The 17,923-nt window shown below is 72.6% G+C and carries 13 protein-coding genes, 1 tRNA gene and 2 pseudogenes; 4 read left to right on the plus strand and 12 right to left on the minus strand.

Annotation, left to right across the window (positions count from 1 at the left end):
- Positions 1–87: 87 nt before the first annotated feature.
- The 4 genes from KBZ10_RS12300 to KBZ10_RS12315 all read left to right on the plus strand — a co-directional run bounded on the left by KBZ10_RS12300 (position 88) and on the right by KBZ10_RS12315 (position 6,226).
- Positions 88–1,083 carry a helix-turn-helix domain-containing protein gene (locus tag KBZ10_RS12300; protein WP_210987600.1) on the plus strand — a complete coding sequence of 332 codons (996 nt, stop codon included), beginning with the start codon at positions 88–90 and terminating at the stop codon, positions 1,081–1,083.
- Between the two features lie 289 nt (positions 1,084–1,372).
- Complete coding sequence (locus tag KBZ10_RS12305; RefSeq protein ID WP_210987601.1) at positions 1,373–1,837, plus strand: hypothetical protein; 465 nt, start codon at positions 1,373–1,375, stop codon at positions 1,835–1,837.
- Positions 1,838–2,221: 384 nt separating this feature from the next.
- Complete coding sequence (locus tag KBZ10_RS12310) at positions 2,222–3,793, plus strand: serine/threonine protein kinase (protein ID WP_247702268.1); 1,572 nt, start codon at positions 2,222–2,224, stop codon at positions 3,791–3,793.
- 279 nt (positions 3,794–4,072) lie between these two features.
- Positions 4,073–6,226 (plus strand): ATP-dependent helicase, encoded by a 2,154-nt coding sequence (locus KBZ10_RS12315; RefSeq protein WP_210987603.1) that lies wholly within the window; start codon positions 4,073–4,075, stop codon positions 6,224–6,226.
- Positions 6,227–6,672: 446 nt separating this feature from the next.
- Here KBZ10_RS12315 and KBZ10_RS12320 read toward each other — a convergent pair whose 3' ends face one another.
- The 12 genes and pseudogenes from KBZ10_RS12320 to KBZ10_RS12375 all read right to left on the minus strand — a co-directional run.
- Positions 6,673–7,545, minus strand: coding sequence for a YndJ family protein (locus KBZ10_RS12320; protein ID WP_210987633.1), 873 nt, complete (start codon positions 7,543–7,545; stop codon positions 6,673–6,675).
- A gap of 323 nt (positions 7,546–7,868) precedes the next feature.
- Positions 7,869–9,503 (minus strand): hypothetical protein, encoded by a 1,635-nt coding sequence (locus tag KBZ10_RS12325; RefSeq protein WP_210987604.1) that lies wholly within the window; start codon positions 9,501–9,503, stop codon positions 7,869–7,871.
- A 283-nt stretch (positions 9,504–9,786) separates the two neighbouring features.
- Positions 9,787–10,140, minus strand: coding sequence for a hypothetical protein (locus KBZ10_RS12330; protein WP_210987605.1), 354 nt, complete (start codon positions 10,138–10,140; stop codon positions 9,787–9,789).
- A gap of 30 nt (positions 10,141–10,170) precedes the next feature.
- Positions 10,171–10,656 (minus strand): hypothetical protein, encoded by a 486-nt coding sequence (locus KBZ10_RS12335; protein ID WP_210987606.1) that lies wholly within the window; start codon positions 10,654–10,656, stop codon positions 10,171–10,173.
- Positions 10,653–10,982: a ribbon-helix-helix protein, CopG family gene (locus KBZ10_RS12340; protein ID WP_210987607.1), complete on the minus strand. Its 330-nt coding sequence runs from the start codon at positions 10,980–10,982 to the stop codon at positions 10,653–10,655. Before KBZ10_RS12340 ends, KBZ10_RS12335 begins: the two co-directional genes overlap by 4 nt.
- A 198-nt stretch (positions 10,983–11,180) precedes the next feature.
- Positions 11,181–11,268 (minus strand) — tRNA-Leu (locus KBZ10_RS12345).
- 258 nt (positions 11,269–11,526) lie between these two features.
- Positions 11,527–12,594 (minus strand): sugar phosphate isomerase/epimerase, encoded by a 1,068-nt coding sequence (locus KBZ10_RS12350; RefSeq protein WP_210987608.1) that lies wholly within the window; start codon positions 12,592–12,594, stop codon positions 11,527–11,529.
- A 391-nt stretch (positions 12,595–12,985) separates the two neighbouring features.
- Positions 12,986–14,401, minus strand: a complete 1,416-nt coding sequence (locus KBZ10_RS12355; protein WP_210987634.1) for an alkaline phosphatase family protein — start codon at positions 14,399–14,401, stop codon at positions 12,986–12,988.
- Positions 14,402–14,775: 374 nt separating this feature from the next.
- A pseudogene (locus KBZ10_RS30530) lies at positions 14,776–14,961 on the minus strand (xylose isomerase); the annotation flags it as partial.
- A 300-nt stretch (positions 14,962–15,261) separates the two neighbouring features.
- A pseudogene (gene eboE, locus KBZ10_RS12365) lies at positions 15,262–16,146 on the minus strand (metabolite traffic protein EboE); the annotation flags it as partial.
- A gap of 3 nt (positions 16,147–16,149) precedes the next feature.
- On the minus strand, positions 16,150–17,001 hold the full coding sequence (locus KBZ10_RS12370; RefSeq protein WP_210987609.1) for a TatD family hydrolase: 852 nt from the start codon (positions 16,999–17,001) through the stop codon (positions 16,150–16,152).
- Between the two features lie 118 nt (positions 17,002–17,119).
- Positions 17,120–17,923 (minus strand): EboA domain-containing protein (locus KBZ10_RS12375; RefSeq protein ID WP_210987610.1); only part of this gene is annotated, 804 nt, incomplete at its 5' end.

The raw sequence follows: 17,923 nt of genomic DNA on the forward strand, positions 1-17,923 counted from the left end.
ACTTCTCCGGATTGTCCGAGAATAGACTTTTCTAACAGGTTCGCGCCATAGAGACTCCCTGAACCGATCACGCTCAGGGGGATCGTGATGCTGCAGACCGTATTCGACAGCGGGGACCTGCCCGCGCCGGACCGGGCCGACGCCTGGCGCGATATCACCGCAAGCGCTCTGATACCGAATGAGTTCCACATCGACCGTGCAGCCGAATTCCAGGCATCGCTGCGAACGGCGGACATGGATGGGGCCCAGGTGACCGCCCTGACCTACACATCCATGAAATCACGACGGACACCGCATCTGATCCGGCGGTCCGATCCCGAAATGTACGCCATAGGCCTCATCCTGCGGGGGGAGCAGGCCATCGTCCAAGATCGGCGCGAAGCGCCGATCGGAGTGGGCGATCTGGTGGTGTACTCCACTTCCCATCCTTATGAAGCCGTGGTGGATGCCCGACAGGGCATCGCAGCCTCCCTGGTAGTACAGGTTCCGCGGACCAGGGTGCCGCTGCCGTCGAATCGTGTGGATCAGATCACGGCCATCCGACTGCCCGGGCAGGAAAGCATCGGACGCCTACTCGGCTGCTACCTCACCCAACTGGCCACCGACACCGACCCCTGCCGGCCTCCCGACAGCCAACGCCTGGGCAGCATCCTCATCGACCTGATTACCGCATGGCTGGCCCACCACACCGAAGCGACGGATCACACCCCTGCGCATACCCGTCAGCAACTGCAGTTCTTGCAGATCCAGGACTTCATCCGACAGCACCTCGGCGCCGCCGAACTCTCCCCTTCTGCCATCGCCGCGGCTCATCACATCTCGCTCCGGACACTGCACCGCCTCTTCCACCGCTACGCCCACGGTGCCACAGTCGCCTCATACATCCGCCACCAGCGCCTCACCCAGGCCCGGCGCGATCTCGCCGACCCACGCCTGGCCAACCGGCCCATTCACGCGATAGCCGCTCGCTGGGGCTTCCCCCATCTTCCCGACTTCAGCCGCGCCTTCCGTGCCACCTACGGCACCACCCCCACCGAGTTCCGCCACGGGAACTTGCGCGCATACCCCGGCCCCCAAAGCTGAGCACCTGACACGCTTGCATTTCGGGCCCTGCCCCAAACGGTATCGGGCCGCTAGTGCGCCCGCTGCAACCAGCACAGGGCCAATCTGAGCGCCATATACCGCCTGTCAGGCAAGAGACCGCGGTTCGCGTGGCGGCGAGCAACCGGACCGCGCACGGAAGACCCGGTCTCCAAAGTCGGCACGCACGGTTAAGCGACTGGCACGCGCTGCTCTTAAGATCCTCACGCGTTCCCCACGAGGATGGCTGGGCCATTCATTGAAACCCTCGAGACAAACAGGGAGAGAACCCATGGGTGTGAGGAAGTCCGTGCTCATTCTCGCCACGGGCCTCGTGACGCTGGTGTGGGGTGCACAGCCCGCGCAAGCGAGCGATGACTGGACGGTCATATCGGGCTGGTCCGGACTGAGCAACAGCCGAGCCACCGGTTGGGTGAGCTATCCGAGCCCCCTCAGCGAGGATGCTGACGGATGGGGCCGGGTCGACTGGTCAGGCACGAACGTCGAAGTGCACGCGGGTGCCCGGGACCTGGTCAACGACGGCTGGTGCGCTATGACACAGATCCGATACCAGATCTACGCCGGGGGATCATGGAGCAACTACAAGCGCCGGACGCCGACCGTGGACTGCGACATCAACGACCCCCAGGTGATCTCCAAGTACTACTCCGCCAACTACCCCACGCGGTATGTGCACTTCCGCGTCTGCATCGGATACCGTGACGGCACACCCTGGGACTGCACCTCCTGGAAGTAAGAGGTCGTCTCTATCCGCTCGCGCTGTCGATCGACTTCGAGCAGGGAAGCAGATCGGGTGAGTTGGCAGCTGGCCTGAGCCGTTGATTCGCGTGCAGTATGCGGCGAGGGTGCCGAGGATTTCGTCGGCGGTTCTCGTCCAGACCGAACGGTGGGGTTCTTGCCCCACTCGTTGGTCCAGCCGCGGATCTCCGCGTTTCTGGTTCGACGACGCACTGGACGCCCCGGCCCCGCACCAGCAAAACTGATGCTCCATCACGTAAGGAGACTCTGCGGACGCCCCGCGGGGCGGGGCGGGAGCCAGGTGCCGGAGCCACAGCCACAGCCACAGCAGCGGCGGATCGCGGGGCGCTACGAGCTGCTGGAGCAGTTCGGGCACGGCGGTATGGGGGACGTGTGGCGGGGCTATGACGCCGTCCTCGACCGGCCCGTCGCCGTGAAGCTGATCCGGCCGCAGGCCGTGGCCTCACCCTCGGTGGCGGAGGAGTTCGAGAAGCGGTTCCGGCGCGAGGCGCGGATCACCGCGCGCATCCAGCACCCGGGCGTGCCGCAGGTGTACGACGCGGTGCTCGACGAGTCGTACGAGCAGCTGTTCCTGGTGATGGAGCTGGTCGACGGCGTGCCGCTGACCGCGTACGTGCACCCGCACCGGCCGCTCCCCGTCAGCTGGGCGGTGGCCGTGGCGGCGCAGGTGGCGACCGTGCTGTCGTACGCCCACGACGTGCCCGTGGTGCACCGCGACCTGAAGCCCGGCAACATCCTCGTCGCCTGTGACGGCACGGTGAAGGTGCTGGACTTCGGCATCGCGGCGATCCTGCGGACGGACGTCACCAAGCTGACCGCGACCGGCAGCCCCGTCGGGACGCACCAGTACATGGCGCCGGAGCAGGTGCGCGGCGCACGGGTCACACCGCGCACCGACCTCTACGCCCTGGGCTGCGTGCTGCACGAACTGCTCTGCGGCTGGCCGCTGTTCACCGGGGAGAGCGAGTGGCAGCTGATGACGCAGCACGCCACCGCGGCGCCGATCCCGCTCCGCGAGCTGCGCGAGGACGTACCGGCGGCCTTGGAGGAGCTGGTGCTGCACCTGCTCCGCAAGGCGCCCGAGGCGCGCCCCGCGGACGTGCAGGAGGTGTACGAGCGGCTGCGGCCGTTCCTGCCGCCGCCCGGGGAGCAGGCCGCGCCGGAGGAGTCGGGGCCCGCCGGGGCGCCCGACCCGACCGGGATCTTCCGTCGCCCCTACGCGCCCCGGGCCCGCACCGGTGCGGACGGCGCGGGCGCGCGGCCCGCCACGCCCGCAGCCGGCCCGGAGGTGCCTCCCGCGCTGCCCGCGGCCGAGCGGGAGGCGCTGCGAGAGCGGATCCGCGAGGTCAACGCGCACTACGTCGCCCTGATGGAGGAGGAGCGGTACGCGCAGGCCGCCGAGGTGGTCGGCGAGATGATCGAGCCGGCCGCCCAGGCCCTCGGCTCGGAGAGCAAGGCCGTCCTCGCGCTGCGCAGACGCCGGGCGTTCAGCCGTCAGCTCGCGGGCGACCACCGGGCCGCGCTGCCCGAGTTCGAGGCGCTCGCCGAGGCGTACGCGCGCGTCAGCGGGCCGGGCAGCGCGGAGGTGCTGGACAGCCGGGCGCAGGCGGCGCGCTGCCGCGGCGAGCTCGGTCAGGTGACGGAGGCGCTGGACGGGCTGCGCGGTGTCCTCGACGCCGTTCGCGCCGTCGACGGCGACGTCAGCGAGACCTCGGTGGAACTGCGCCGCGACATCGGCATGCTGCTGCTCGCGCAGGGGCGGGCCGCGGACGCCTTCGCCGTCCTGGAACCGCTGCACGCGGACCTGTGCGTGGTGTTCGGCCCGGACGACGAACTCGCCGCCGAAGTGGCCGAGACGCTGCGCGTGATCCGGCTGGACCTCGACGGAGACGGCCCCGGCTCCGCTTCCGGATCCCCCGGCTCGCCCTCCTGACGCCCGGCTTGCCTTCCGGCCCCTCTGGCTCGCCTCCTGACGCCCCGGCCCATCTTCCGGCCCCCCTGACTCGCCTCCTGACACCCCGGCCCACCGCCCCGCCCCGCCTGCTCCCTTCCCGGACTCCCGGGGTGCGCCGCCCTCGTCCGCCGGTTGGCCGCGCCGGCCCGCCGGTTGGCCGCCCCCGCCGGCCCGTTGTTCTGGCCGGCCCGCCGGTTCCCCGTCCCGAACCGCCCGTTCCGCCCACCTCGCCGCCCGTCCCGCCCCTAGGATCCCGTCATGCCGCAGCTCGCGTTCGACATCGGCTTCTTCGCCGAACTCCCCAAGCTCCAGCCGCCGGTGCGGAAGGGCGTCCTCGACGCCTGGGAGAAGTTCGGCCGGCTCACCCTCGACCAGCTCTTCAAGGATCCGGGGCTGAAGCTGGAGAGTTTGACGCACGCGAAGGACCAGCAGATCCGGACGATCCGCATCGACCAGTTCTGGCGCGGTGTCGTCCTCGCCCCGCCCTCCGGTGACACCTTCGTGCTGCTGCGGGTCATGCAGCACGACAAGGCCATCGCCTGGGCGAAGAAGCAGAAATCCAGCATCAACGCGGTGACGCGGGCCGTCGAAATCCGGGATGCGGCCACTCTCGACGAGATCACCCCGGCCTACGAGCGGGTGGCGGAAGCCTCGCCGAAGCAGCGGCTGTTCGCGAAGTTCTCCGACGGGGACCTGACGGCGCTCGGCATCGACGCCGAGACGCTGCGGCAGGCCCGGACGCTCGTCGACAAGGAGCAGCTGGAGGTCTTCGCGCCGCTGCTGCCGCAGGACCAGCGGGAGGTGCTGCAGTACCTCGCGGCGGGCTGCACGGTCGAGGAGGTGTGGCAGGACATCGTGGCGCCCGCGCTCCAGGCGCAGGCGTCGGAGCAGCCGGGCGGCACCGGGGACTACGAGACGGCGATCCGGCACAGCGGGGCCCGTATCGCGCTGGTCACGGCCTCCGAGGAGCTGCGGGACATCCTCGAGAAGCCGTTCGCGGCCTGGCGGGTGTTCCTGCACCCCTCACAGCGGAAGGTGGCCTACCGGGCCTCGTACTCCGGGCCGGCGCAGGTCAGCGGCGGGCCGGGGACCGGCAAGACCGTCGTGGCGCTGCATCGGGTCAAGCACCTGCTCGGGTATCTGCGCGACGGCGAGCGCGTCCTGCTCACGACGTACACCAACGCGTTGGTGAACGCGCTCCGTTCGGGTCTGGAGTCGCTGGTCGAGGACCCGGAGCTGCGCGGGCGCGTGGACATCTCGACGGTGGACGGCTTCGCCAGCCGTGTCGTCGCCGAGGAGCCGGGCGCGGTGCCGCTGCGACCGCTGATGCATCGTGAGGAGGAGAGCCGCTGGGCCGAGGCCGCCGAGGCGACGGGCTTCACCGGCAGCGCGCAGTTCCTCGCCCAGGAGTACCGGCACGTCGTCCTGGCCCAGGACATCAGGACCCCGGCCGCGTACGAGGCGGCGGACCGGCGCGGCCGGGGCAGCCGGCTGACGGCGGCCGAGCGGCCCCTGGTGTGGGAGACCGTGGAGCGGTTCACGGCCGGTCTGGCCGCGGACGGCGCCCGCATCTGGCTGCAGACGTGCGCGGAGGCGGCGCGGCTGCTGGAGGTGAAGGGGCCGCGGTACCGGCATGTGGTGGTGGACGAGGCGCAGGACCTGCACCCCGCGCAGTGGCGTCTGCTGCGCGCGGCCGTCCCCGCCCGCCCGGACGACCTGTTCATCGCCGGTGACCCGCACCAGCGCATCTACGACGCGAAGGTGTCGCTGAAGTCGCTCGGCATCAAGGTGACCGGGCGGTCGGTGAAGCTGCGCAAGAACTACCGCAGCACCCAGGAGATCCTGCGCTGGTCCACGGCACTGCTCGTCGGCCGCCCGATCGCCGAACTGGAGGACGAGAACCGCCCCGACACGCTGCTCGGCTACCGCTCCGCCCTGCACGGCGACGGGCCCGCCCTGCACGCGGCGGCGGACGAGGAGGCCGAACTGGACGCGCTGGTGGCCCGGGTGCAGGCGTGGCGGGAGGCGGGCGTCGGGGCCGGTGAGATCGGGGTGAGCACGCGCTTCAACAAGACGTGCGCGAAGGCGGTGGCGCACCTGAAGGCCGCCGGCATCCCCACCGCACCGCTGCGGGCCGCCGACGCGGAGGGCGAGGCGGAGGCGGTCCGGGTCGGAACGATGCACTCGTTCAAGGGACTCGAGTTCCGCTGCGTCGCGGTGATCGGCGTGAACGAGGGCGCGCTGCCCTTCCCCCGGGCCGTCACACCGCCCGAGGTGGACGCCAAGCAGCACGAGACGGACCTGATGGCGGAGCGCTGCCTGCTGTTCGTCGCCTGCACCAGGGCTCGCGACAGCCTGTACGTCTCCTGGGCCGGCGACCCGAGCCCGTTCCTGGTGGAGGCGGGGGTGTGATGCGGGAGCCGGGTGCACGGCGGCTACGCGGGCTCCGGGCCCGCCCGGCCGCTTGCGCCGGTCCACAGAGCCCGCCGGCTGTGGCTCCCGGTTCGGAACGCCGTTCGCCCGCGCCGTCCGGAACACGGTCCAGCCAGTCACCGCCCCTGTTGAGCCAGGCATCGAGCGCGCCGTTGCGGGCGATCCTGACCCAGTCGGCCCGGCCGTCGCCGTCGAGCTCGGGCAGGGCCACGACGCCGCCGGTGCCCGTCGCCATCTGTCCGCGCTCGGTCCACCGGCTGCCGCCGGTGTTGAACCAGGCCCTGGGCACGCCGTCGGGGTCGATGGCGATGTAGTCGGCCCTGCGGTCGCAGTTGAGGTCAGCGAACTCGATCTGCTGGTTGGTCCGCGGCGGGAGGTTGGTCAGGATGGCGCCGCCGCCCTCCCAGCCGTTGCGGTCAGGGGTGTCACCACCGCGGGATGTCCCCCCCGGGTCCGCCGCCCGGCCGGACCGGTACCGGTCCGGTGGCGGATCCCGTCAGGCGGCGCCAGGCGAGCAGTGAACACAGGGCGAAACCCAGGGCGTTGCCCACGCCGTGGGTGGCGGCCGTCCAGGTCAGGGAGAGGTGGGGAAGGCCGGTGGCCTCGCCGAGGGCCCAGCTCAGGGCGAGCGCCATGGTCGCGACGAGCACCGCCGCCGAGACGGTGAGCAGCGCACGGGTCGTGCGGTCGGCGCTGCCGGCCCGTGGACCGCGCCAGACGGCGTAACCCACCAGCCACATCCCGGCGGTGAGCACGGCGGCTCCGAGGAGTTCGGCCCAGTCGCCGAGGAAGTAGCCGACGAGGACGAGCAGGGTGCCGACCGGCACGCTCCATGCGGCGGCCCGGGCCGCACGGCCGCCGTCGGTCCGGCAGACCAGGCCGGCGACCAGCGCGGCGGCGAACCCGGCGAAGTGGAAGTGCGGCACGGTCAGCGCCAGGATCTCCAGTTCGAAGCCGAACAGCTCGTACCCCGCGCGTTCGGCGACCAGCGCCACCCCGGCGACGGACGGCGCCGCCAGCGCGGTCAGGACGGCGACCTCGGCGGGCGCCAGGGACCGGGTGCGGGCCAGCCGCAGCGGGGCCTGCGCGGCGAGGGCGACGGTGGCCAGCGCGTACAGCACGGCCAGCGCGAGGGCCAGGCCACCGCGCGGCAGCCACAGGGCCACCGCCCCGGGGACGGCACCCAGCAGCCACCACGGACGCGCCCGGGCCGCTTCGGGACCGCCGACGAGCGCCAGCCCCATCGGCACGACGGCGAACATGCCCAGCATGACGACGAGGTTCACCAGCACGGTCAGAGCGGTCATGACGGAGCCCCCCAGCAGCCGACTGCCACCGAGCCTAGACCTCGTCCGGGCCGCCGTTCCCCCGGGGGCCGCCGGAGTGCCCGGCCCTCCGGCTCATCAACTCCCTTTATTTTAGGTCCTGTTGACTCGCGTCGCCCCGGAGTGCTCCTGACCGCGGGAGCGCCGCCGGCAGCGGCGGTCCGGCGGGGACAATTCACAGAGGCCCGCGCCGAACCTGTCACCTCAACGCCCTCGGACCGGCCTGCCGACCGGCTGCTGAGGCCTGGCTCAGGCCGAGTGGTCAGCCTTGCCGGGGCGCATGCGCACGCCGATGGTCAGACGGGCTCCAGAAGATCGACCACAGAAAGCCCGGTCTCACCACTGACGAGTTGGAGGGCTACTTCGGCACGGGCAGCGAGGTCAAGTGGGGAGAGATCTTCGGCGTACGCGGCGTGCACGATGCGGTCCAGGCCCGCACCGACCAGCGGGGCGCCGGTGCGCAGCGAGGCTTCCAGGGCCACGCCCCGGGTGGCTCCGCCGTGCAGGATGATGTTCCGGGTGCGGTACAGCCGCCGCAGCGCGATCCGGAAGGCACACCTGACGTCTCCCAGGACGGGGCGAGGGGTCTTGACCAGGTCGGCCATACGCTGGGCCGCGGGCCAGTCGGTGTATTTGGTGGACGCGCTGGTGAAGTCCAGGGCCGGGGCACCATGCGCGTGCAGCACTTCGGCCACCAGACGGGCGCGTTCCTGATTCGTCGTGCATGCCGTGATCAAACGGGAGAGATCGTCGCCCGCCCTCGGCCTGTGGCGGTGTGCGAGGGCGGTCAGTTCGGCGCGGGGCCAGGAGCAGGCGATGATCGCCGCCATCCGGTCGGCTGCCACAGCCTTTCCCGACCGTTCGTTGTCCTTGGGATCGTCCGGGTGCGACAGCAACGACTCGACAGCGGCCCAGGCGCCGGCGACGGCCGGTGCCATCGGCCCGCGGTTGACCGCGGCCGCGAGTTCCAGTGCCTCATCGATCCGGCTGCGCCGGCCGGCGACCTGGTACAGATGTCCTTCATTGACGAGGGTCAGAACATCCGCGCCCCGTGCTGGAGGATTGAGCGGGATGGGCTGCGGATGGTCCGCGACCCAGAGCCGGGGAAAGGGCACCACCCCGCCCCGGTCCCGACGCAGGAACTGGGAACGGGCGGTCATACGCTCCACCATCTGCCGAGCCTGATCGGCGGCGCTGAACGCATCGAGCGCCGTGATGCGGTAGACGAACCCGCCTCCAGGCCGGATGCCCGAGGTGTCGTGCCCGTGCTCGCGCAGCCAGGCCACGACCTTGCCCTTGTCGAACCAGCCCTCCAGCGGCTCGGCGAGCTCCCGCCGGGGCACCTTCTCCAGCGCCACCAGCACCTCGAACACACGGGCCGGGGTCCGGGCGAGTTCGGCGGCACTGTCCGCGATGTCCGCGGTAGTGGCGCGGTCCCGGTACAGGTCCCTGGCCCACGCCCTCAGGTGGCTGGCGCTGTACCCCAGATCGAGCAGGTGCGAGGCCACCGTGCGCGAGAACCGCTCCAGCTTCACCCGCTGCTCCACGGGAGCGCTGACCGCAGCCGCCCACCGCTCCAGGTAACCGGCCCGAACGTGCCCGATGATCTCCTTGAGGCGGCGCCGCTCGGGGCTCGGATCCGGTAGCGAGTTCCTGAGCAGCCCCGTGAGCTCCTTGCGCAGCTCCTTGTCCCCGAGTCCGCGGTCGGGCCCGATCAAGGCGTTGAGCTCATTGCGCTGCCAGTCACAGGCGGTCTGTGACAGCACCCCATTGGCCTGCCAATACCCGGCCTCCCACAGTTCTTCAAGCGCGAGCACCGACCCTATGTCCCACAGTCGGCGTGCCCACGGGGTACCTTCGTCGGTGAAGAAATCGGCCATACGGGCGAGCACGTGCCGGGCGTACGGGTCCGAGGCGGGAGGCGAAGCCATCGCAGCACCCTAGCCGGTCACGAGAAGGCTCTGCGCACAGCGGATGAGCCCGTGGTATGCTGGCGGGAGTCTTAAAGGGGCACTCGCCGTTCACCGGCCACTGCCCCTTTCTTCTTGCCCACCGACACCACTCTGCGCCTAGCGGAACGTGTCCACCTCGGTGCCGTCGCCCCAAGCGCCTTGAGGCGCTTGACCGACTCGGCCCGGTGGGCCGCAGAGGTGGTGGGTCGATCGCCTCATCCCTCGGCGGGACGGCCGACGACGCGACCGTCCCCGGGACCCCTCACAGCACGGTCGGCTGCCCTTCCGCCTTCCGGTGGGCCTCGGCCACGGCGACCGTGTGCGCGAACCACTCCAGTACCGCGCAGATTTCCTCGCTGTGCTCGGTGAAGACCTCCAGGGAGAACGACGGGCGCAGGTCCAGCTTCGACGCGGCCAGGTCGATCTCTCGATCTCGTTGAACCGGGCCAGCAGCGCCCGCCGCAGCGGTTCGTCGTCGAACGGCGGGCGTCGCTTCAGATGCCGGAAGACGACCGCGACCGTGCCGGAGACCGGATAGACGGCGATCGGCCTGCGCGCAGGACCAAGCCCCGCGCTCCTCCCCTGCCGAAGGCTCGTTCAGCGCCTCCGCAACCATCTGGACTGGGCAGAGCGTGGTTCCCGGTAGTCAAACGGCCACCACGTGTACGTCTGTCGGCGCGAGGATCGTCAGGTAGGCCCGGATGTCCGACGGGTCGGTGGTGAAGATCACCGCGCTGCCATGCCGGGCGGCCGCCAGGGCCACCCAGGCGTCCACCGCGTCCGGCCGCTTCTTCGCCGGCAGGGCCGCCCTGCCCAGGGCGGTGCCGATGCGCCGCCAGTCCGCGAGGTCCGGACCTGTCGCGCAGGCCAGGCACTCCGGACGGCCGGTCTTCGTCTCGCGCATGGGCGGCTCGGACGTACGCGCCTGAGGAACCGTGCAATCCTTCAGGATGCCGGACAGGGCGTGCACCAGCGCCGGCTGGGGGCGCCACACCTGGGCGAGGACCGGGCCGAGCACCAGTGCCCGGTGCGGGAGCGTACGCAGCCCCTCATGGAGAGCCACCGCCTTGGCTTTGCGGTCGGCGAGCGCGATGAGCATGCCGGTGTCGTAGACCGGCACCCGTGCGCTCACGCGGCATGGCCTGGACGGCGGCCCTGCCGGTCCTGGCCGCGGACGAGGCCCAGGGCCTCCTCGACCTCGAGGCGTTCCTGCTCCGTCAGTTCCGCGGCCGGTTCCCGGGCGGATTCGGCGGGCAGTCCGTCCGCCGCTCGCTCCGCCCGGGAGATGACTGCGTCCACCTCGGCGAACTGTTCCTCTATGGCGTCGCTCTCGGCCATCTGGCGCGTGGCGGCATGCACCAGGTACGCCGAGACGTCGATGCCCGCCCGCTCCGCGTGCTGCCTGATGCGTTCGGCCTGGTCCTGGTCCAAGCTGATACTGATCCGCGTCTTTGCCACGAAGGCATCGTAATACGCGTATGACGGCGATGCGAGTGCTGTGGGACTCGTGAGAGAGGGGGCGGCAGTTGGTCACGGCGTCCGGAGCGTCAGAGCCCAAGCTCATGCCCGCCCCCACACCGAGCTGATTGCGAGGCGTGAGGCATCGGAAACGAAGAATTACCGGTCGAGGCACATGACTCGACCGGTAATTCCCACTGGTGTCCGAGGGGGGACTTGAACCCCCACGCCCGATAAAGGGCACTAGCACCTCAAGCTAGCGCGTCTGCCATTCCGCCACCCGGACAAGGTGAGCGCCTCGGTTTCCCGCAGCGACGGCACCAACGATACCAGGGGTTCCGGGTGTGTTTCACCTTCGTATGCCGAGCGGGCGGAGGGCCCCCGCGTCTGCGGTGACCAGCCACTATGACGGAGAGCGACCAGTTCCGGACCGGTGGTCGGGAGCCCGGGCCGGCCGGCTGCGGCCGCCCCGTCCACCGCCGGGCACCGGCCGGGGCGCACCGGCTCCGGTGGTGACGGACGGTGGCGGGGCGGGCGGCCGCCGTCAGCAGTCCGGCTTGGCGCGGAGGGAGCGCAGGTGGGCCGCCGAGCGGCGGGCGAAGGAGAGGGAGTCGGCCGGGTTGTCGTGTTCGGCGATCCAGTGGTGCGAGCCGCTTCGGCGGCGGTGGCGGGCCAGGCGTTCCACGCCGCCGATGAAGCGCTGGTAGTCGATGTCTCCGTCGCCGACGTCCGTCATGCGGTAGCCGTCGCGGGTGGACGGGTCGTGTTCGCCGTCCTTGACGTGGAAGAGCGGGTAGCGGTGCGGCTGCTTCAGGACGTAGTCGATCGGGTCGAACGGCGCCGGCTTGCCGTCCGGGCGGACGCTGAAGCGGAACTGGGCGCAGTAGGCCCAGTAGATGTCCATTTCGAGGGAGACCAGGTGCGGGTCCGTCTCGGCGAGCAGCACGTCGTACAGGCGGATGTCGGGGCGGTCGCTCGCGAAGGAGAACTCCTCGGCGTGGTTGTGCTGGTAGAAGGTGATGCCTCGCTCCCTGGCCGCGGCGCCGTAGGTGTTGAAGTCCTCGGCTGCGCGCTTCCAGGCGTCGACCGTGTCGCCGTAGCGGAACGGGCCGCTGGCAGTGCCGATGTGCTTCAGGCCCAGCTCGGCGGCGTCGTCCAGGACCCGGTCGAGGCTGGTGGCGAAGGTGTAGGCGGTGGGGTCGTCGGAGTAGTAGCCGACGTGGCTTCCCACGGCCCGCAGGCCGCTGTCGCGGACCAGGCGGCGGAGCTCGGGGAGGGTGATCGGGCCCGCCGTGCCCTGGGTGTAGCCGGCGAACTCGATCTCGTCGTAGCCGTACTTCTCGAGTTCCGCGAAGACGCGGGCGAAACCGGCCGTGGAGACCTGGTCGCGGAGGCTGTAGAGCTGCACGCCCAGCCGTCCGGGCGGCAGGAGCGGGCGGCCCCGTCCGGTGCGGGCGGAGGCTCCGGCGAGGGTGCCGGTCTCCGCGGCGCGGGCGGTCGTGGCACCGGCCGTGCCGAGGAGGGCGGCCGCGGTGGTTCCGGCGGCGACGCCGAGGAACCCGCGGCGGCGGAGGCTGCGGAGGCGCTGGGCGAGCTCGGAGTCGTGCTTCACGGTGACGCTCCTGTCGGGAAGAGGGTGGGGATGGGAGACGGGTGCGGGGTGCGGGTGCGGGTGCGGGGTGCGGGTGCGGGGTGCGGGCGGGGTGCGGGTCCTGCGGGCGGTTCCGCCGTCCCGGCGGCCGGGCGGACGGAGTGGTGGCGGTTCCTGGTGGCACGGGGCGGTGCGGGCGGCGCGGTGACGGTCCCGGTGGCTCGGGACGGTGGCGGACGGTGCGGGCGGCGCGGTGGCGGTCCCGGTGGCACGGGACGGTGGCGGACGGTGCGGGCGGCGCGGTGGCGGTCCCGGTGGCTCGGGGCGAGCGGGCGGTGCGGTGGTGCCGGAGCCGCCGTGCGCGGCACGGTGCCGTGTCCGGGCCGGTCGGACCGGGCCGGGCCGGGCCGGGTCAGCCCAGCCCCGCCAGGCGCAGGAGGAGGGACTTGACGGCCGTGGCCGGGACCGGGCCGCCGCCGGCGCGGAGCGCGCCCGGGCGGGAGCAGATCAGCAGCGGGCCGTCCTCCTCCCGGTCCGGCAGGCGGCCGTGGCTGCCGCGCACCGGTGAGGGGTCCAGGGGGACGACCGCCATCCGGTAGCGCATCCCGAGCTTCTTGCGGGCCAGTGCCGCTCCGGCGCGCAGCCGGACGTAGGGGTCCTCCGGGTCCATGAACAGCTCGGCCGGGTCGTAGCCGGGTTTGCGGTGGATCTCCACGAGGCGGGCGAAGTCGGGGGCGCGGTCGTCGTCCAGCCAGTAGTAGTACGTGAACCAGGCGTCGGGTTCGGCGACGGCGACCAGTTCGCCGGAGCGCGGGTGGTCCAGGCCGTGGGCCTTCTTGCCCTCGTCGCCGAGGAGTTCGGCGATGCCGGGGAGGGCGGCGAGGGCCTCGCGGACGGCGGCCGTCTCCCCCGGGTCGCCGGGGCGGCGGATGTAGACGTGGGCGAGCTGGTGGTCGGCGACGGCGAAGGCGCGGGACGTCCAGGGGTCCAGGTACTCCATGCCGTCCTGGGTGTACACCTCCAGCAGCCCGGCGCGGCGCAGGGCCCGGTTGATGTCGACGGGGCGGCTGACGCGGGTGATGCCGTACTCGGAGAGCGCGACGACCGTCGCCCCGGCGGCCCGGGCCTCGTCGAGGAGCGGGACGAGGGCGGTGTCGAGGGCCGTGGCGGCGGCGTGGGAGCGGGGGTCGTCGGGGCCGTACCGCTGGAGGTCGTAGTCGAGGTGCGGGAGATAGCAGAGGGTGAGATCGGTGGGGCGGGTGCGCATGAGGTGACGGGTGGCGTCGATGATCCAGCGGGTGGAGGTGAGATCGGCGCCGGGGCCCCAGAAGCGGAAGAGCGGGAACGTGCCGCATTTCTCCGTGAGTTCGTCACGGAGGGCGGCGGGGCGGGTGTAGCAGTCCGGTTCCTTGCGGCCGTCGGCGTAGTAGACGGGGCGCGGGGTGACGGTGATGTCGGTGTCGGCGCCCATCGCGTACCACCAGCAGACGTTGGTGACGGTGTAGCCGGGGTGCGCGCGGCGGGCGGCGTCCCAGAGCTTGTCGCCGCCGACGAGGCCGTTGTGCTGCCGCCACAGCAGCACCTCGCCCTGCTCGCGGAAGTACCAGCCGTTGCCGACGATGCCGTGCTCGGCGGGCGGGACGCCGGTGAGGAACGTCGACTGGGCGGCGCAGGTGACGGCGGGGAGGACGGTCTCCAGGGGCGCGCGGTCGCCGGTCTCGGCCAGCTCGCGGAGGTTGGGCATGTGGGCGAGGAGGCGGGGGGTGAGGCCGACGACGTCGAGGACCAGCAGCCGGCGGGGGGCGAGGGGGGCCTCGTCGTCCGGGATGCCCGGGTCCTCCGTGCGGGCCGTACGGGCCGTGCCGGCGGGAACGGCGTCCGGGCGGGTCGGCCGGCCCGGCTTGTCCGCGTGTTCCGGGTCGCCCGTGTGGTCCGGGGGCGCTGTGTCGTCCGAGGTGTCGGGGCGAGCGGGGCCGGCCGTCCGGTCCCGTTCCGGGACGCCGGGGGTGGCTTCCCCCGGTGCGCGGGCGTCCCGGGGGTCCGCTGCGCCGGGGGTCTTCCCGGCTGGGCCCGTACCGTCCGGGTCCGGTGTACCGGCGGGGGTCACGGCAGCTCCTTGAGGCCGAGGTCGGTCAACAGGTCGCGGACAAGGCGGAGTTCGGCGGCGATGCCCTCGGCCAGCCGGGCCCGGGTGCGGGGGCGCAGCTCGGGCGGCAGGGTCTGCCAGGTGTAGGTCTCCACCTCGAGGTGCCGGGTGAGGGGCGCCGGGCCTCCGACGAGCCGGGTGAGGGTGTCGCGGAGGACGGGGAGGGTCGAACTCAGCGGCGGCGGCGGTGCGGCGTGCAGGGGGACGTGGAGGTGGACCCGCCAGGGGGCGGTCGTGGGAAGGGACGGGGTGGGGCCGGGGGGCGCGGGCGGCGCCTCGGGCGCCGTCTCTGCGGCGGACTCCGCGACCACCAGGGGTGCGTTGGGTGTTACGGGCGTGATCCGGGCAGTGGCGGCCGCCCGGCCAGCGGCGACGACCGCGTCGGCGGAACGGTTTTGGTCGGCATGTCCGTTGGAGGCGGTCGGGCTGGCGGGGTCGGCCCGGTGATGCGAGGGTGCGGGGCCGGCGGAAATTCCGGCATCAGCCGGGGTGAGCGGGTCGGCCGGGGTGAGCGGGTCGGTCGGTTCGGTGGTGGGCAGGCCCAGGGCCTCGGGCAGGTCGTCGGTGCCGGCTACCTCACCCGCCGGGGTGCGGGTGCGGGTCTGGTGGAGGAAGCGGGGTTCGGCGAAGGCGGCCAGGGCGGCCCGTACGTCCTCCCGCCCGGGCTGTTCGGCGTGCAGTGCCGCCGAAAGCTGGGCCTTGACGACGGGGATGCCCGCCGCGCCGAGTGCGTCCAGGGCCGGGCCGGGTTCCTCGAACTCGGTGGCGAGGTGGCAGGTGTCCACGCAGACGCCGATGCGGTGGAGCGGCGGGCGGCCCCGGCCGCCGAGGGCGGTGACTGCGTCGGCGGTGGTGGCGACGGTGCACCCGGGTTCCGGTTCGAGGCCGATCCGGATGGAGGCGCCGGTGAGGTCCTGCAGGGCGTCGAGCCGCTGGGCGAGCAGGGTGAGGGCCCGGCGGGCGGTCCGTTCCGAGGCGGCGTTGTACGGAGTGCGCCAGGCGAGGGGGAGGGTGGAGACGGTGCCCTCGGGCTCGTCGTCGGGGAGCAGCGCGGCGAGGAGGCGGGCGAGGTCGGTGGTGTGGCCGAGGCGTTCCGGTTCCGTCCAGTCGGGGCGGTAGACGCGGTACTTGACGCGATCGGCGCCGAAGCCCGCGTACGGGAAGCCGTTGAGGGTGACGACCTCCAGACCGCGGCGGTCGAGTTCGGCGCGGAGGGAGCGCAGCGCTGCCGGGTCGGCGACGAGCGCGCGGGCGGCGTCGCGGGCCAGCCAGAGGCCGATGCCGAGCCGGTCCCGGCCGAGGCGGCGGCGTACGGGTTCGCAGTGCTCGCGGAGCTGGCGGAGCACGCCGTCGAGGGTTTCGGCGGGGTGGACGTTGGTGCAGTACGCGAGGTGGACGGTCGAGCCGTCGGGATGCCGGAAGCGCACGGGTCAGGAGCCTCCCCGGAGTATGGAGTTGCCCTCGTGGGTGGCGGTGGCCGGGGCGGGGGCGGCCGTGTCGAGCCGCCCGCTCTGCCCGTAGAAGGCGACGGGGTTGCGCCACAGGACCTGGTCGACCTCGTCGTCGGTGAAGCCGGCGGCGAGCATCGCGTCACCGGCCTGCCGGGTCGTCAGCGGGTCGCTGCGGCCCCAGTCGGCCGCGGAGTTGACGAGTATGCGCTCGGTGCCGTGGGAGCGGAGGATTCCGACCATGCGCTCCGGGTCCATCTTGGTGTCGGGGTAGAGGGAGAAGCCGAGCCAGCAGCCGCTGTCGCGCGCCTCGTCGACGGTGGTCTCGTTGAGGTGGTCGAGCAGGACGAGCCCGGGGTCGACGGCGGATTCGCGGACGACGTCGAGGGTGCGGCGGAGGCCGGCGGCCTTGTCGCGGTGCGGGGTGTGGACCAGGGCGGGCAGTTCGTGGTCGGCGGCGAGCTGGAGCTGCGCGGCGAGGGCCTCGTCCTCGGCGGGGGTCATCGAGTCGTAGCCGATCTCCCCGACGGCGACGACCGAGTCCTTGACGAGATAGCGCGGCAGCTCGTCCAGGACGGGGACGCAGCGCGGGTCGTTCGCCTCCTTCGGGTTGAGCGCGATCGTGCAGTGGTGCGCGATGCCGTACTGGGCGGCGCGGAACGGCTCCCAGCCGAGGAGCGCGTCGAAGTAGTCGAAGAAGCTGGCCGGTGCGGTGCGGGGCTGGCCGAGCCAGAAGGACGGCTCGACGACGGCGCGGACGCCCGCCGCGTACATGGCCTCGTAGTCGTTGGTCGTGCGCGAGGTCATATGGATGTGCGGGTCGAAGATGCGCATGGGCGTCAGGGCTCCTCGGTCGCGGCGGGCTCCGTGGCGGACGGTTCGGGATCCTCCGTGGCGGACGGCTCGGGGTCTGCGGTGGGCGGCTCGGGGGCTACGGCGGACGGCTCGGGGGCTACGGCGGGTCTGCGGCGGACGCCGCCGGGGCTGCGGCGGACGGCTCGGACTGCGCGGGGGGCGGCTCGGACTGCGCGGTGGGCGGCTCGGACTGCGCGGTGGGCGGCTCGGACTGCGCGGGGGACGCCGCCGGGTCTGCGGCGGGCGGCTCGGGGGCGGGCAGCTCGGCGGGGGAGGCCCCGGTGGGGCACAGCTCCGCGGCGGGCGGCTTGGCGGCGGATGACTCCGCGGCGGGCGGCCGCGTCTCCGTCAGGGACAGAACGTGGTCGAGATCGGGCGGGACGGGGCGGCCGGCCGCGGTGCGCTCGCGGGCGTAGTCGCCGAGCATCCGGGCCAGTTCGGCGTCACCGCGGGCCCGGTCCGCGAGGCCCGCGACGACGGCGGCCGGCACTCCGGTGAACAGACACTTGAGCACGGCGTGGCGCCAGGCGTGCGGGCCGAGGTGCCACGCCGCGTACGGTCCGACGGCGGCGGCGATCAGCCGGGTGTCGTTCGCCCGGAGGGCGTCCTCGACGAGGGGGACGGCCTCGGCCCCGATCCCCGGGAGGTACGGCAAGGCCAGCAGGACGGCGCGGCGCTCGGCGGCGGTGCCCTGGTGGTAGAGGCGGGCGAGGGTGCCGGGCGTGGCGCGCGCGGCGTGGAGGAGGAGGACGCGGGCGGTGTCGGTGGGGGCGGTGAGGGCGGTGAGGGCAGTGAGGCCAGCTGCCCGGGACGGGCCGGTGGGGCCGGTGGCACCGGTGGGGGCGGCGGATCCGGCGGATCCGGTGGGGCCGGCGGATCCGGTGGGGCCGGTGGGGACAGT

It is taken from the genome of Streptomyces sp. F63 (assembly GCF_018070345.1).
GTDB lineage: Bacteria > Actinomycetota > Actinomycetes > Streptomycetales > Streptomycetaceae > Streptomyces.